We start from the raw sequence: 14062 nt of genomic DNA, 5'->3' as shown, positions 1-14062 counted from the left end.
CAAGGTTGGCGAACTAAAATCAGTATGCCCGGCAAAATTTCAATTTGGCGAGTGCCATATCACGGCTTGGCGGTTTTACGGGCGCTGGCGGCCAGGTCCTCAAGGAACGCCTGGAGGATGGGTGGCGGTGCCGTACCGCGCCGGGTGATCACGTCGAAGGGTGACTTCAGGCGCAGGCTCGCGGCTGCCAGTTGATGCATCTCGCCGCTCTTGACCCACTGGCTGGCGAAGTGCTCGGGCAGGAATCCGACATAGGCGCCGGAGATGATCAGGATGGCCGAAGCCTCGATGTTATCGACGGTGGCGGCCGCCTTGCTCACGCCCAGGTGTTCGAGGTCGTATTGCTGCATGTAGCCACGCACGACGATGCGCCCGGCAGCGACTTCTTCGAGCAGTTCCTCACCTTCAGCCTGGCTGCCAAACAGCGGATGGCGCCGCCCGCAATACAAGCCCAGGGCTTCCTGGTACAGCGGCGATTGCAGGAGCCCCGGCACATGGATCGGGAAGTGCCCGATGGCGAGATGGAGTCGACCGTCGAGCACCCGTTCCTCGAGTTCCGCCGGGGTACCGACGTACACGTTCAGGTGAACGTCGTGGCCCCGTGAGACGAAGCGCTGGGTTGTGCGCGGGATCGGCGAGTCGGGGTCGGTGATCGTGGTGTCGATGATCCCCAGGTTGAGCTTGCCGCTGATGTGCTGCTTGAGCACGTCGGCGTCCATGCAGAAGTTTTCCACCGCCGACAGCAGGCGCTGGGTGGCTTCATGAATCGCCACGCCCTGTTCGGTCAGGCGAAAGCCGCTGCGCCCGCGCTGGCAGAGTTTGACCCCCAGGCGGGTTTCCAGGTGGGTCATCTGCTCGCTGATGGTCGACTGCCCGGCATTCAGCGCCGCCTGCGCGGCCGAGAAGCCGCCGCAGCGGACAATCGTGGCAAACACCCTGAGCAGTTTCAGGTCGACATCGTGCAGCTGGATCATCTTGGACCTCCGGCCGGTGAACGCATCGGGAATGCCGATATGAGTATCTGATGTTTAGCATTTTTTCCACGAAAACCTGCGCCCATAGTCTTTCCAACGGCGGTCGCCTTGCAGTCCGCCAGGCCGATAACAAGAAGTGGAGAGGCTAGAAATGTCGAACAACGGTTATGAATCCGGTCGCCTGAACCTGCCATTCGTGGGTCATTGCACCTTTGGCAAATCCCCGGTGTGCACCGATTGGGATGCACTGGATGCCGACGTCGCGGTGCTGGGCGTGCCCAACGACATGGGCACCCAGTGGCGCTCCGGCGCACGCTTCGGACCCCGCGGGATTCGTGAAGCATCGACGCTGTTTTCCTTCGGCCACGCCGGTGCCTACGATCACGAAGATGACGTGATGTACCTCACCGCATCGGATGTGCGCATGGTCGACGTCGGTGATGCCGACATCGTCCACACCGACATGGCCACCAGCAACAAGAACACCGAATACGCCGTGCGCAAGATCCTCGACGCCGGCGTGATGCCGGTGGTGCTCGGCGGCGATCACTCGGTGCACGCGCCGGTGATCAAGGCTTTCGAAGGTCGGGGCCCGATCCACATCATTCACTTCGATGCGCACTTGGATTTCGTCGACGAGCGCCACGGTGTGCGCTACGGCCACGGCAACCCGCTGCGCCGCGCTTCGGAAATGAACCACATCGTCGGTATGACCCAGATGGGCATCCGCAACGTGTCCTCGTCCAACCGTGACGACTACGAAGCGGCCCATGAAGCCGGCTCGAAAATCCTCTCGGTACGCGACGTGCGCCGCCTCGGCGTCGAGGGTGTGCTGGCGCTGATCCCGCAGAACATCAACTACTACATCACCATCGACATCGACGGTTTCGACCCGTCCATCGCCCCCGGCACCGGCACCCCGAGCCACGGCGGCTTCCTCTACTACGAAGTGCTGGAAATCATCCAGGCCCTGGCCAAGCGCAGCAAGGGCAACATCGTCGGCATGGACCTGGTGGAAGTGGCGCCTGTCTACGACCCGACCGGCATGACCTCGATCCTGGCTGCGCAACTGCTGCTCAACAGCATTGGTTTCATCTTCCACGAACGTGGCAAGGTGCGGGCCGCCGCCGAGAGCGAGTCGACTCCAGCCTGATCATCGAAACCACAAAAACCCGGCAGGCTCTGACTCCCGGGCAGAGAGAATAAAAATGGACACGATCGTCAAGAGTTACCTGCAGAAATTCGGCGTCAGCGAAGCCACCCAGGCCTTCCTCAGCAAGGTCCAGAAAATGTTCATCGGCGGCGCCTGGGTCGAAGCCAGCGACGGCCAGACCTCCGATGTCATCGAACCTTCGACCGAAGGCCTGATCACCCGCATTCCCATGGGCACCACCGATGACCTGGACCGCGCCGTGCAAGCTGCCCGCGCGCAGTTCGACGGCGGTGCCTGGCGTCAGGCCAAACCGGCCGAGCGCGAGCGCATGATGCAGCGCCTGGCCGACCTGATCGAACAGAACGCTGCCGAACTGGCGCAAATCGAATCGATCGACATGGGCAAATCCGTGGCCTTCGCCAAGGACGTGGACATCCAGGGCACTGTCGATACCCTGCGTTACTTCGCCGGCTGGGCCACCAAGCTGCACGGCCGTACCGTCGAGCCTTCGCTGCCGGGCAATTACCTGGCTTACACCCGCAAGGAAGCGGTAGGTGTGGTCGGCGCCATCGTGCCGTGGAACTTCCCGCTGCAGACCATGGCCTGGAAGCTCGGCGCGGCGCTGGCGACCGGTTGCACCGTGGTGGTCAAACCCGCCGAACTGACCTCGTTGTCGGCCCTGCGTTTTGCTGAACTGGTGCAGGAAGCGGGCATCCCCGACGGTGTGATCAACATCGTCACCGGGCGCGGCAGTGTGGTCGGTGCGGCCATGGCCACCCACCCCGGTATCGACAAACTGACCTTCACCGGCTCGACCCCGGTCGGCCAGACTGTCGGCCGTGCAGCGCTGGATGACATGAAGCGCCTGACCCTCGAACTCGGTGGCAAGTCACCGGTCATCGTCTGCGCCGACGCCGACATCCCGGCCGCCGCCCAAGCGGTCGCCAACGGCGTGTTTTTCAACTCCGGGCAGGTATGCGACGCCGGTACACGGGCCTATATTCATAGCAGCGTCTACGACCAATTCCTGGGTGAGCTGATCGCCTATACACGCACCCTGAAAATGGCCCCGGGCCTGGACCCGGACTGCTTCATTGGCCCACTGGTTTCGGCCCTGCAAAAGCAGCGCGTGACCGAGTACATCGAAACCGGCAAGGCCGAAGGCGCGGAACTGGTCTACGGCGGACAAGCGGTCGATGGCCCAGGCTTCTTCGTCGAGCCGACCATCTTCGCCCATTGCCGCAACGACATGCGCATTGTCCAGGAAGAGATCTTCGGGCCGGTGCTGGTCACCGCACCCTTCGACGATGAAGAAGAGGCCCTGGCACTGGCCAACGACTCGCCGTACGGCCTGGCTGCCGCACTGTATTCCAACGACCTGGGCAAAGTGCACAGCCTGATCCCGCGCCTCAAGGCCGGTTCGGTCTACGTCAACGCCCACGGCACCCTCGATCCGTCGATGCCGTTCGGTGGCTACAAGCAGTCCGGGTTCGGCAAGGATCTGGGCGCCGAGCAGCTCGATTACCTGCTCGAAACCAAGGCGGTCTGGATCACGCTCCCCTGAGTCAAGGCTGACTCAATCCCTGTAGGAGCTGCCGCAGGCTGCGATCTTTTGATCTTTGCTGTCCTGTCGGACGGCTGAAGATCAAGATCAAAAGATCGCAGCCTGCGGCAGCTCCTACAAGGGCGTACACCTATCTCGTCATGATCTTCCAACAATAAGAGACCATCATGAACACTAACGCCAAGTCAGCCCCGAGCGTGTCCGGCCTCGATGACAAACCCGTCGTCGAAAGCCATTCGATCGACTTCATCCCCGAGAACGAGCGCACCGACAAACTGTCGAGCCAGGGCCCGTTCTGGTTTCTCGGCAACTTCACTTTCTTCACCATGACCATCGGCTTCGTCGGCCCGAGCGTCGGCCTGACCGCGCTCTGGACCACACTGGCCGGCACGCTGGGCATCATGTTCGGCACGTTGTTCATGGCGTTTCACGGTTCGCAAGGCCCGCACCTGGGCCTGCCGCAAATGATCCAGTCCCGCGCGCAGTTCGGTTATCGCGGGGTGATCCTGGTGCTGCTGGCGACGCTGTTCGTGTTCGCCGGCTTCAACATCGTCAACCTGGTGTTGATGATGCAGGGGTTGCACACGCTGTTCGGTTTCAGCCCCGCGGTGATCGCGGTGGCGGTGACCATCCCGGCGGCGGTGCTGGCGATCCTCGGCCATGACTGGATGCACCGCAGCTTCAAATGGGCGTTGTTCCTGTCCTTGCCGCTGTATGGCCTGGTGACCATGGCGGTGCTGATGGGCTGGGTGCCGGATGCGGTGCTGCCGGCACTCGCGCAAGGCGAGGTGGCCCGGGAGCCGCTGGGTTTCAACTGGACCGGTTTCATTGCGCAGTTTGCGGCGGCCGCCAGTTACAACATCGCCTATGCGCCTTATGTGTCGGACTATTCGCGCTACCTGCCGAAAAACACCTCCAGCGGCAAGCTGATCGCGGTGGTGTTCCTCGGGGCTTCGCTGTCCGGTGCATGGATGATTTCCGTGGGTGGCTGGCTCGCCGATCACCTGCATTCCACTGACGTGCTGGTGGCCCTGGGGCAAGTCGGCAACACCGTGTCGCCACTGATGGGCACGGCGGTGGTGGTCGTCACTATCCTGGCGTTCCTGCCGGTGATCGCGATGAACATCTACAGCGCCAAGCTGACCACGCTGACCTGCGTCGACTCGATCAAGCACATCGAACCCACCCGCAAGGCACGCATCCTGGCCATCGGCTTCGTGATCCTGCTGCAACTGGGCGTGGCCCTGAGCATCCAGAGCTCCGGCAAAGGCCTGTCGGTGCTCGGGATCTACCTGGTGGTGATGCTGTACTTCCTGGTGCCCTGGACCTCAGTCAACCTCACCGATTACTTCTTCGTGCGCAAAGGCCGTTACGCCATCCCGCATTTCTTCATGCCCCACGGCAACATCTATGGCAGCTGGGGACTGCGCGGCATCGCCGCCTATGCCATCGGTTTTATCTCGATGATTCCGTTCTTCTACATCTTCGACGGCGTTGAACAGCGCGAGGTGTATGTCGGCCCGCTCGCCAAGGCACTGGGCAGCATCGACATCGCCTGGCTGGTCGGGTTGATCGTCTCGGGCCTGGCCTACTACTGGCTGAGCCGGTCGATCGATCTCAAGCGCGAAGAGGCGGTGATCCAGCAGATCGAAAAAACCTCCCCGCAATACACCACCGGCGACACGCTGACCCACAAACAGCAGCCACTGCCGGTATTCACTGAATCGACGGTCGGGAGATAAGCATGACCACGCAAAAATACGACTACATCATCATTGGCGCAGGCTCGGCAGGTTGTGTGTTGGCCAACCGCCTGAGCGAAGACCCGGCTACCTCGGTGCTGGTCCTGGAATTCGGCGGCAGCGACAAGAGCGTAGTGATCCAGATGCCCAGTGCCTTCTCGATCCCGATGAACACCAAGAAGTACAACTGGCGCTACGAGACCGAGCCGGAGACTTTCCTCAACGGCCGGCGCATTCACTGCCCACGGGGCAAGGTGCTGGGCGGTTCGTCGTCGATCAACGGCCTGGTGTACATCCGTGGCCATGCGCTGGATTTCGACGAGTGGGAATCCCTGGGCGCTGAAGGCTGGGGCTATCGCAACTGCCTGCCGTACTTCAAGCGTGCCGAGAGCTATGAGTCGGGCGGCGACAGCTATCGCGGGCAGTCCGGACCCTTGCACACCACCAATGGCAACCACATGAAAAACCCGCTGTACGGTGCCTGGGTCGAAGCCGGCGCAGAGGCGGGCTACATCAAGACCGAAGACTGCAACGGCTACATGCAGGAAGGTTTCGGCGCCATGCACATGACCGTGAAAAACGGCGTGCGCTGCTCCACGGCCAATGCTTACCTGCGTCCGGCCACGGGCCGTCCGAACCTGACGGTGATCACCCACGCGATGACCCGCCAGGTCATCCTCGAAGGCAAGCGTGCGGTGGGGGTCATGTATGACCACGGCGGCCAGACCCACCAGGTGCTTTGCAACCGCGAAGTGCTGATCTCGTCCGGCCCGATCGGCTCGCCGCACTTGCTGCAGCGCTCCGGCATCGGCCCGGCGGACGTCCTGCGCAAGGCCGGGATCGGCGTGCGCCATGACCTGCCGGGGGTAGGGGAGAACCTGCAGGATCACGCCGAGGTGTACATCCAGTTCGGCTGCAAGGAACCGGTGACCCTCAACAGCAAGATGGACCCGCTGAGCAAGCTGATGATCGGTCTGCGCTGGCTGCTGTTCAAGGACGGCCTGGGCGCCACCAACCACTTCGAGGCCGGTGGTTTCATTCGCTCCGAAAAAGGTCTGCGCTGGCCGGACATCCAGTTCCACTTTCTGCCGGCAGCGATGCGCTACGACGGCAACAAGCCGATCAAGGGCCATGGCTTCATGGTGCTCACAGGTCCCAACAAACCGAAAAGCCGTGGTTACGTGCGGGTTCGCTCGGCCGACCCGTACGAGCATCCGGAGATTCGCTTCAACTATCTGGAGCGGGAAGAGGACCGCGAAGGCTTCCGCCGCTGCATTCGCCTGACCCGCGAGATCATCGGCCAGAAAGCCATGGACCGCTTCCGCGACGGCGAAATCGCCCCCGGCGCGCAGGTGACCAGCGATGAAGACCTCGATGCCTTCGTGCGCGACAACCTGGAAAGCACCTACCATCCCTGCGGTTCATGCCGCATGGGCGAGGACGACATGGCGGTGGTTGATTCCGAATTGCGCGTGCGCGGCATCGCCGGTCTGCGGGTGATCGATTCGTCGGTGTTCCCGACCGAGCCGAACGGCAACCTCAATGCGCCGACCATCATGCTGGCTGAGCGGGCGTCCGACCTGGTGCGTGGCGTGCAGATGCTGCCGTCAGCGGATGTGCCGGTGGGGTTGGTGGAAGGTTGGGAAAGCAGCCAGCGTACATCGTTGCCAGGGCGTAACGTGCGGGTCTGATCCACAAGCAAAGATCGCAGCCTGCGGCAGCTCCTACAGGGAAACACATTCCAATGTAGGAGCTGCCGCAGGCTGCGATCTTTTGATCTTGCCTTGAAAAATATCCCTCTGTGCTACATCTCCATTGCTAGTCTGTAAATCCTTGAGACCGCAATGGAGCACCCTCATGGCTATTCAGGCCCTGCGCGCCGACGCATCGCATATCGACCAGATCGCCCCTCTGTTTGACGCCTACCGGATGTTCTACGAGCAGCCGTCGAACCTGGCGCAGTCGCGCGCCTTCATCGCCGAGCGCATTGCCCGGGATGAGTCGGTGATTTTTCTTGCCCGGGACACCGACGGTGAAAACCTAGGCTTCGTCCAGCTGTTCCCGACTTTCTCCTCGATCGATGCCCATCGCACCTGGCTGCTCGGTGACCTGTTCACCACGCCCGCGGCCCGGGGCAAAGGCGTCGGCACCTTGCTGATGAACACCGCCAGGGATTTTGCAAGGCTGGCCGGTGGCAAAGGCATGACCCTGGAAACCGCCACCGACAATTTCACCGCCCAGCGCCTGTATGAATCCCTGGGCTGGGTGCGCGACCCCGGTTACTACACCTACTGCCTGGATCTGAAAAAAGACTGAGTCAGCGAGCCTTTCAGGCAAACACCGGCCGCATGAATGAACGCTCGTAGCTGAGGATGAATTTCCGGTCTTCGGCGTATTTGAACGCCGCGATGCACGCCGGATCGTTCATCGATTGCTGCCGGTAATGTTCGTAGGCTGCCAGGCTGGGAAAGGTGAACAGTGCCAGGGCGATGTTGTTGGCGCCCTCCGAAGGCAAAAAGTAGCCGTGGTGCTGGCCGCCGAACTTTTCCACCAAGGGAATCCACAACTTGCCGTAGTGCTCGAATGCCTCGAGCTGGTAGGGGTCGAGCACGTATTTCAGGTAGCAGGTCACCATTGTTTCACTCCTTGATCAGGTTTTGGGGGCAGTCGCCACTGTAATCAACAGTGGGCGCCCGGCACAGCCGCTTGTTCGACATTGACCGGTAAGTTTGCGCCAGAGGCCTGTGCTGGCCCCGCCGCACTATTGGTTCAGTCAATAGTCACCATCAAGCATCGCAAGTTCTGTTTTTTGCGCAAAGGCGGAAAATTGCCGGCATTGAACACGCCGCTCAAGGAACCTGCGCGATGAAAATCTTGACCCGACTGGCTGTGATCGCCCTGTTGCTGGGCAGTGTTGCGTCTACCGCATCGGCCTTTGCCGAGGACGCACGCACCTGCCACCTGCCGCCCATCACCGGGAGCCAGGGCGGCTTGCAATACGGGCAGACGGTCGGGGTGCTCTACAGCGAAAACACCGTGGAAAACCTGCAATACCTTGAGCAATACCACTCGGTGGCCGTCAATGGCGCGAAGAACGCACTGGATGCGCGAATTCGCCAGGCCTTCGTCGACAGCTCCGATCCGCAACTGGCCATCGACTGGCTGATGAGTTCGTTGCACAAGACCTTTCTGTCGGTGACGGTCTACGACAACCTCGATGCCCTGGTGCAGGCCCATCCCGATGTCGTGGTGATGCTCGATACCCACAACCAGTTGCTGACCCAGCGTAACGACCGGGTCGAGGCGCGTTTTGCCGCGCGGTTCTACGACGCCAGCCTGCAATACATCGGCAAGGCCGAAGGCGCGGTGGAAAAACAGCTGCCGTCGGTGTGGGTGCATGACAAGGCCGCGCCCGAGATTGCCGCGCAAGTCGAACAGCAACGCGAGCTGCAACTGACCGCGTTGAAACAGTTCGATGCGTCGTTGAACGCGCTGGTCTCCGCCGGATTGACCGCAGCAACAAATTAACCATCCCGACGTCCGTTGAACGGCGGGCAAGCCCATTCACCGTAGATTGCTTTTCAGGACCTGATTCATGCGCACTTTTTTTGCCCCGACCCTGGCCTTCGCCTCGCTGTTGCTGGCCGGTTGTGCCACGCCGAACAATCCGACGCTGACCTTGCAGACCAGCAAGTCGCCCGAGGAGTACACCCATTGCGTGGTGCCGAAGTTGCAGCACGATGCACTGGCGCCCACGGTGTCGCAGACCCAGCGCAGCTACCGGATCGTCGTATCGAGCAAAGTGGCGGCAGACAACGTGCTTGAAACCTACAAGGCCTCGAACGGCGGCAAGGTGTTCCTGTACGAGCGCAAGCTGCTGGCGTCGACCTTCGTGCCGTCCAGTTTCGAGCGTGCGGCGCAGGAATGCCTGTAAGCGCAATTTCAGGCAAAAAAAAGCCGCCGGGAGAGGCAGCAGAAAGTTAAAGCACGCATTGGATGAGCTGAGTATGGCGCCCACTTCATGACGATTCGATGACAAATGAACAATTGTGGCGAGGGAGCTTGTCGGATCGCCGCACCGTCCCGCTGGGTTGCGAAGCGACCCCAAGACCATCCATCGCGGTTTTTCAGGCATACCGCGTGGTTCTGATTTACGACTGCTGCGCAGCCGAGCGGGAGCAAGCTCCCTCGCCACAGGTTTGAGTTGACCAAGCTGATTGTCAGTAAACCTCCGGCACGATGATTTCCTGCGGCACAGGCCCCCGCGAATAGTCTTTCTGGCGCTCGCGCTGCGGCAATTCGATCACCGGCAGTTCGACTTCTTCATAAGGCATTTGGCTCAGCAGGTGATGGATGCAGTTGAGCCGGGCCTTCTTCTTGTCGTCGGCCTGCACCACCCACCAGGGCGCTTCGGCGATGTGGGTGCGCTCGAGCATGATTTCCTTGGCCTTGGTATAGGCCTCCCAGCGACGGCGCGACTCCAGGTCCATGGGGCTGAGTTTCCACTGCTTGAGCGGGTCGTGAATGCGGCTGAGAAAGCGCAGGTTCTGTTCCTGGTCGGAAATCGAGAACCAGTACTTGATCAACTGGATGCCGGAGCGGGCAAGCATGCGCTCGAATTCCGGCACGGTGCGGAAGAACTCTTCGTACTGGTCGTCATTGCAGAACCCCATGACCTTTTCAACGCCGGCGCGGTTGTACCAGCTGCGGTCGAACAGCACGATCTCACCGGCGGCGGGCAGGTGCGACACGTAGCGCTGGAAATACCACTGCGTGCGTTCGCGGTCATTGGGCGCGGGCAGGGCGGCCACCCGGCAAACCCGGGGGTTGAGGCGCTGGGTGATGCGCTTGATCACGCCACCCTTCCCGGCGGCATCGCGGCCTTCGAACAGGATCACCACTTTGTGCCCGGTCTTGACCACCCAGCTTTGCAGCTTCACCAGTTCGCCTTGCAGGCGAAACAGTTCGGCGAAGTAACGGCGCCGGGCTTCTTTCTCGCTGCCATCCTCGATGTGTTCATCGAACAGTGCGTCCAGGTTGTGTCCGTCTTCCGATAATTCCAGTTCCAGCTCTTCATCACTGATATCGAGCAGCTCGCGGTGGATGCGCTGGATCAAGGTGTCCTGATTGGAAAGCATGGTGAGACACTCGCGTCATGGGTGGCACAGCCGATCCTAGTCACAGTTTGTTACGAAGTAGTGATGCCCGGTGGTGTCACATGGGTGTCATCGAAGCCATGGCAAGATCCTCGCAATCCGTCTTGAGTGCCCGACGGCCGTCAGTCCGTCGGCAGATGAATGTGCAAGGAACCCCGTATGAAAGACGCCCCGCTGTTTGCCGCCATCGACCTGGGCTCCAATGCGTTTCGCCTGATGATTGGTCAGTCGGTGAAACGAAACCAGCAGATGGTCATTCAGGAAGTGAAGACCCTGCGCGAACCGGTGCGTCTGGCCGAAGGCCTGCAGGGCGGGGCGCTCGATGAGTTGGCGCTGGACCGTGGCTGGCAGGCGCTGGCGCGGTTCGGCAAGAAATTGCGCGGTTTCGAGGCCGGACGCGTGCGGGCGGTGGCCACCAGTGCCGTGCGCGAGGCGGACAACGCGCCGCTGTTCCTGGCCAGTGCCGAGCGTCACCTGGGTTTTCGCATCGACGTCATTTCCGGTCACGAAGAGGCGCAACTGGTCTACGCCGGCGTGGCCCACACCTTGCCGGCGCAAAGCACGCGGCTGGTGGTGGATATCGGCGGTGGCTCCACGGAAATGATCATCGGCCGTGGCGACCAACTGCTGGTTACCGAGAGCATTGCCATCGGCAGCGGCACCTTCGGTGCGCATTACTTCCACGGCGGGCGGATCGTGGCCGAAGCGCTGCTGGAGGCCGAACGCGCGGCCACGGTGCAATTCGAACGCATTGCCCGCCGCTACCGCGCCATGGGCTGGCAGCAGGCGATCGGCTCTTCAGGGACGGCGCGGATGCTGGCCAAGGTGCTCAAGGCCAATGGCCTGAACGATGACGGGCTAAGCGGTATCACCTACGGCGGCCTGTTGCGCCTGTCGTTGCGCCTGCTGGAAGTCAAACATGTGAAACACCTCAAACTGGCCGGTCTGCCCACCCACCGCCTGAGCATTCTGCCCGGCGGTCTGGTGGTGATGCTGGCGGCGTTCAAGGTGTTCGGGATCACGCATATGATTGCGTCCGAACCGGGATTGCGGCTCGGCGTACTGCATGGATTGATGAGCAAACACTGACAACCTGCCAGCCGAGGTAAACCCATGACCGACCCACGTCGCGTGCTGTTCGTCTGCGCCAGAAACGATGTCCGCTCACCCATGGCCGAAGCCTTGCTTCGCCACACCGACCCTGCCGACTTCCTGGCCTTCAGCGCCGGGCTTGAGGCCACCGAGATCGATCCACGTACCTTCGAATCCCTCGAACATATCAATGTCGATGCCAGCGGCTTGCGCAGCAAGTCCCTCGAGGATTTCGAAGGGCAGGAATTCGACTACGTCATCACCCTGTGCGACAAGTCCCGGGAAGAGGCCGCGCGCATGCCGTTTACCGGCGAGGTGATCGTCTGGAACTTCGAAGACCCGACCACCAGCGAAAGACACGACCCGTTCCGCCATACCCTCCAGGAAATCGGCGACCGCATCAAAATGTTCATCACCGTGAAAACCCGCCCCGTGCCCCAGGCACCGTCAGTCAGCGATTCCTGAAAAGCCGCCAACAGCGTCTACCCTCATCGGTCACAACCATCATGATGAGGGTGCAGACGGTGATGAAAACGGACAAGGTTGAATCAAACGAAGCCTCGGCGCTGATCGACGAGCGAATCCGCGAACTGGCCGACTGGCGCGGCGAAACCCTGGCCCGCCTGCGCAAGATCATCCGGCAGGCCGACCCCGAAGTGATCGAAGAGTGGAAGTGGCGCGTGCCGGTGTGGTCCCGTGGCGGCATCCTCTGTACCGGCGAGACCTACAAGCAAGTGGTGAAGCTGACCTTCGCCAAAGGTGCGTCGCTGGACGATCCGTCGAAGCTGTTCAATGCAAGCCTTGAAGGCAATACCCGCCGTGCCATCGATGTTCGCGAGGGCGAGCAGATCGATGAAAAGGCGCTGACGGCGTTGATTCAGGCGGCGATTGAACTCAATACCTCGCACAGCAAAAAATAAGTCAGTACACAGATCCCCTGTAGGAGCGAGCCTGCTCGCGATGGTCGTCAACGATAACGCGGCGAGCCTGACACCCCACGGCGCCTTCGAATTCATCGCGAGCAGGCTCGCTCCTACAGGGGCCCTGCCCACCTGACCATTTTGGATATGCTCAGCTGTCATGTTCCAATAGCGAGCATTCGCAGACTGGAAACGCAACATGAAGAAAATCGCCGCCCTGACCCTCGCCCTGGCGCTCACCGCTGGCCTGTTCAGCACACCCACCCTGGCTGCGGGCGATGTCCAGGCCGGGGAGAAAGTGTTCAAGCGCCTCTGCAGCGGCTGCCATCAGATCGGCGAATCGGCTCGCGCCTTCTTCGGCCCGCAGCTCAATGGCGTGATCGGTCGCCACTCCGCCGTCACCACGGACTACGTGTATTCCGACGCAATGAAATCCGCCAACCTGGTCTGGGATCGCGAAACCCTGATCGCCTACCTCGAGGCGCCGAAGAAAGTGGTGCCCGGCACGCGCATGATTTTCTGGGGCCTCAGTGACCCGGAAAAAATCGAAGACCTGTTGGCCTATCTGCAAACGTTTCCGGCGCAGTAATCACTCCCCCAGGTTCTCCACCAGCCATTGAGTGAAGCTGCGCGCCATCGCCGTGTTCTCGCTGTCACGGTGGGTCAGCAGCGCCCAGTTCGGGCCGCGGATGGTTTGCTCCACCATCGGCTGCAACAGCCCGGTGGCCCGCGCCTGCCGGCTCAGCAACTGGCTCACCAGCGCAATGCCGAGCCCGGTGCAGGCGGCGTCCAGCAGCAGCCCCGGATCGGAAAAATTCAGGCCCTGATCCATCTGCCCCACATCAATGCCCGATTCCACCGCCCAATGGCTCCAGTCCATTTCCCGCTCGCCATGCAGGGTGGTGCGCTGTTGCACCGGCACCGCCAACAGGCTCGGGTGGCACGCCGGATAGAGGCGGTCGGCGTGCAGCACCTTGAAACTGCATTCGGCCTGGGAACTGATGTCGTCGCGCACCGCCAGGTCGATGGTCTGGCTGGCCATGTCCGGCACCTCATCGGTGCTGAAGATCCACAGATCGACCTGCGGATGCTGGCGACGGAAATCCCCCAGGCGCGGCAACAACCAGTGCCGGGCGAACGCCGGGGTGGTGTTGAGCACCAGTTGATTGGGTTTCTGGTATTGCCCCAACCGGCGAATGCCCACCGCCAGTTGCTGTAACAACGCCTGGGTGGTGCTGAGCAGATCGTGACCGGCATCGGTCAGGCTGACGCTGCGCCCGCTGCGATAGAACAGCGGTTGCTCCAGGTACCCCTCAAGGCTGCGGATCTGCTGGCTGATCGCCGACTGGGTGAGGTGCAACTCTTCGGCGGCCTTGTGAAAACTGCCCAGCCGGGCGGCGGCTTCGAAGCCGCGCAGGGTGCTCAGGGGCGGCCAGTGTTTGAGCATATTGATAAGTTCCT

At 61.5% G+C, this 14062-nt stretch carries 15 protein-coding genes; 11 read left to right on the top strand and 4 right to left on the bottom strand.

The features are described 5' to 3' along the window. Nucleotides 1-59 precede the first annotated feature (59 nt). Complete coding sequence (locus tag CD175_RS03895; RefSeq protein WP_102699166.1) at nucleotides 60-974, bottom strand: LysR family transcriptional regulator; 915 nt, start codon at nucleotides 972-974, stop codon at nucleotides 60-62. Nucleotides 975-1125: 151 nt separating this feature from the next. On the opposite strand from CD175_RS03895, the gene speB reads away from it, so the two are divergent. The 5 genes from speB to CD175_RS03870 all read left to right on the top strand — a co-directional run bounded on the left by speB (nucleotide 1126) and on the right by CD175_RS03870 (nucleotide 7749). Next, on the top strand, nucleotides 1126-2127 hold the full coding sequence (gene speB / locus CD175_RS03890) for an agmatinase (protein ID WP_104447745.1): 1002 nt from the start codon (nucleotides 1126-1128) through the stop codon (nucleotides 2125-2127). Between the two features lie 55 nt (nucleotides 2128-2182). Continuing rightward, nucleotides 2183-3691: an aldehyde dehydrogenase family protein gene (locus CD175_RS03885; protein ID WP_104447744.1), complete on the top strand. Its 1509-nt coding sequence runs from the start codon at nucleotides 2183-2185 to the stop codon at nucleotides 3689-3691. A gap of 167 nt (nucleotides 3692-3858) precedes the next feature. Beyond that, nucleotides 3859-5433 carry a purine-cytosine permease family protein gene (locus CD175_RS03880; RefSeq protein WP_104447743.1) on the top strand — a complete coding sequence of 525 codons (1575 nt, stop codon included), beginning with the start codon at nucleotides 3859-3861 and terminating at the stop codon, nucleotides 5431-5433. Nucleotides 5434-5435: 2 nt separating this feature from the next. Continuing rightward, nucleotides 5436-7124, top strand: a complete 1689-nt coding sequence (gene betA / locus CD175_RS03875; RefSeq protein ID WP_104447742.1) for a choline dehydrogenase — start codon at nucleotides 5436-5438, stop codon at nucleotides 7122-7124. A 166-nt stretch (nucleotides 7125-7290) separates the two neighbouring features. Then, complete coding sequence (locus tag CD175_RS03870) at nucleotides 7291-7749, top strand: GNAT family N-acetyltransferase (RefSeq protein WP_104447741.1); 459 nt, start codon at nucleotides 7291-7293, stop codon at nucleotides 7747-7749. Nucleotides 7750-7762: 13 nt separating this feature from the next. Here CD175_RS03870 and CD175_RS03865 read toward each other — a convergent pair whose 3' ends face one another. Further along, nucleotides 7763-8068, bottom strand: a complete 306-nt coding sequence (locus tag CD175_RS03865) for an NIPSNAP family protein (RefSeq protein ID WP_102699161.1) — start codon at nucleotides 8066-8068, stop codon at nucleotides 7763-7765. A 230-nt stretch (nucleotides 8069-8298) separates the two neighbouring features. Between CD175_RS03865 and CD175_RS03860 the strand changes: the two genes are divergently transcribed. Both CD175_RS03860 and CD175_RS03855 read left to right on the top strand, forming a co-directional pair. Further along, nucleotides 8299-8961, top strand: coding sequence for an ATPase (locus CD175_RS03860; protein ID WP_104447740.1), 663 nt, complete (start codon nucleotides 8299-8301; stop codon nucleotides 8959-8961). A 67-nt stretch (nucleotides 8962-9028) separates the two neighbouring features. Further along, nucleotides 9029-9367: a hypothetical protein gene (locus CD175_RS03855; protein WP_104447739.1), complete on the top strand. Its 339-nt coding sequence runs from the start codon at nucleotides 9029-9031 to the stop codon at nucleotides 9365-9367. A gap of 286 nt (nucleotides 9368-9653) precedes the next feature. Here CD175_RS03855 and ppk2 read toward each other — a convergent pair whose 3' ends face one another. After that, a complete protein-coding gene (gene ppk2, locus CD175_RS03850) occupies nucleotides 9654-10571 on the bottom strand; it encodes a polyphosphate kinase 2 (protein ID WP_104447738.1) in 918 nt (305 codons plus the stop codon). 177 nt (nucleotides 10572-10748) lie between these two features. Between ppk2 and CD175_RS03845 the strand changes: the two genes are divergently transcribed. The 4 genes from CD175_RS03845 to CD175_RS03830 all read left to right on the top strand — a co-directional run bounded on the left by CD175_RS03845 (nucleotide 10749) and on the right by CD175_RS03830 (nucleotide 13190). Further along, nucleotides 10749-11678, top strand: coding sequence for a Ppx/GppA family phosphatase (locus CD175_RS03845; RefSeq protein WP_104447737.1), 930 nt, complete (start codon nucleotides 10749-10751; stop codon nucleotides 11676-11678). A gap of 24 nt (nucleotides 11679-11702) precedes the next feature. Next, complete coding sequence (locus CD175_RS03840; RefSeq protein WP_104447736.1) at nucleotides 11703-12146, top strand: arsenate reductase ArsC; 444 nt, start codon at nucleotides 11703-11705, stop codon at nucleotides 12144-12146. Between the two features lie 62 nt (nucleotides 12147-12208). Beyond that, nucleotides 12209-12601 carry a DUF1801 domain-containing protein gene (locus CD175_RS03835; RefSeq protein ID WP_104447735.1) on the top strand — a complete coding sequence of 131 codons (393 nt, stop codon included), beginning with the start codon at nucleotides 12209-12211 and terminating at the stop codon, nucleotides 12599-12601. Nucleotides 12602-12800: 199 nt separating this feature from the next. Next, the gene (locus CD175_RS03830) at nucleotides 12801-13190 is read left to right on the top strand and encodes a c-type cytochrome (RefSeq protein ID WP_104447734.1); all 390 of its coding nucleotides are present in this window, start codon (nucleotides 12801-12803) and stop codon (nucleotides 13188-13190) included. Here the strand turns inward: CD175_RS03830 and CD175_RS03825 are convergent, their stop codons facing one another. Then, nucleotides 13191-14048, bottom strand: a complete 858-nt coding sequence (locus CD175_RS03825) for a LysR substrate-binding domain-containing protein (protein ID WP_104447733.1) — start codon at nucleotides 14046-14048, stop codon at nucleotides 13191-13193. Nucleotides 14049-14062 lie beyond the last annotated feature (14 nt).

Source organism: Pseudomonas laurylsulfatiphila, assembly GCF_002934665.1.
GTDB lineage: Bacteria > Pseudomonadota > Gammaproteobacteria > Pseudomonadales > Pseudomonadaceae > Aquipseudomonas > Aquipseudomonas laurylsulfatiphila.
This window is presented reverse-complemented; position numbering and strand designations above follow the sequence as displayed.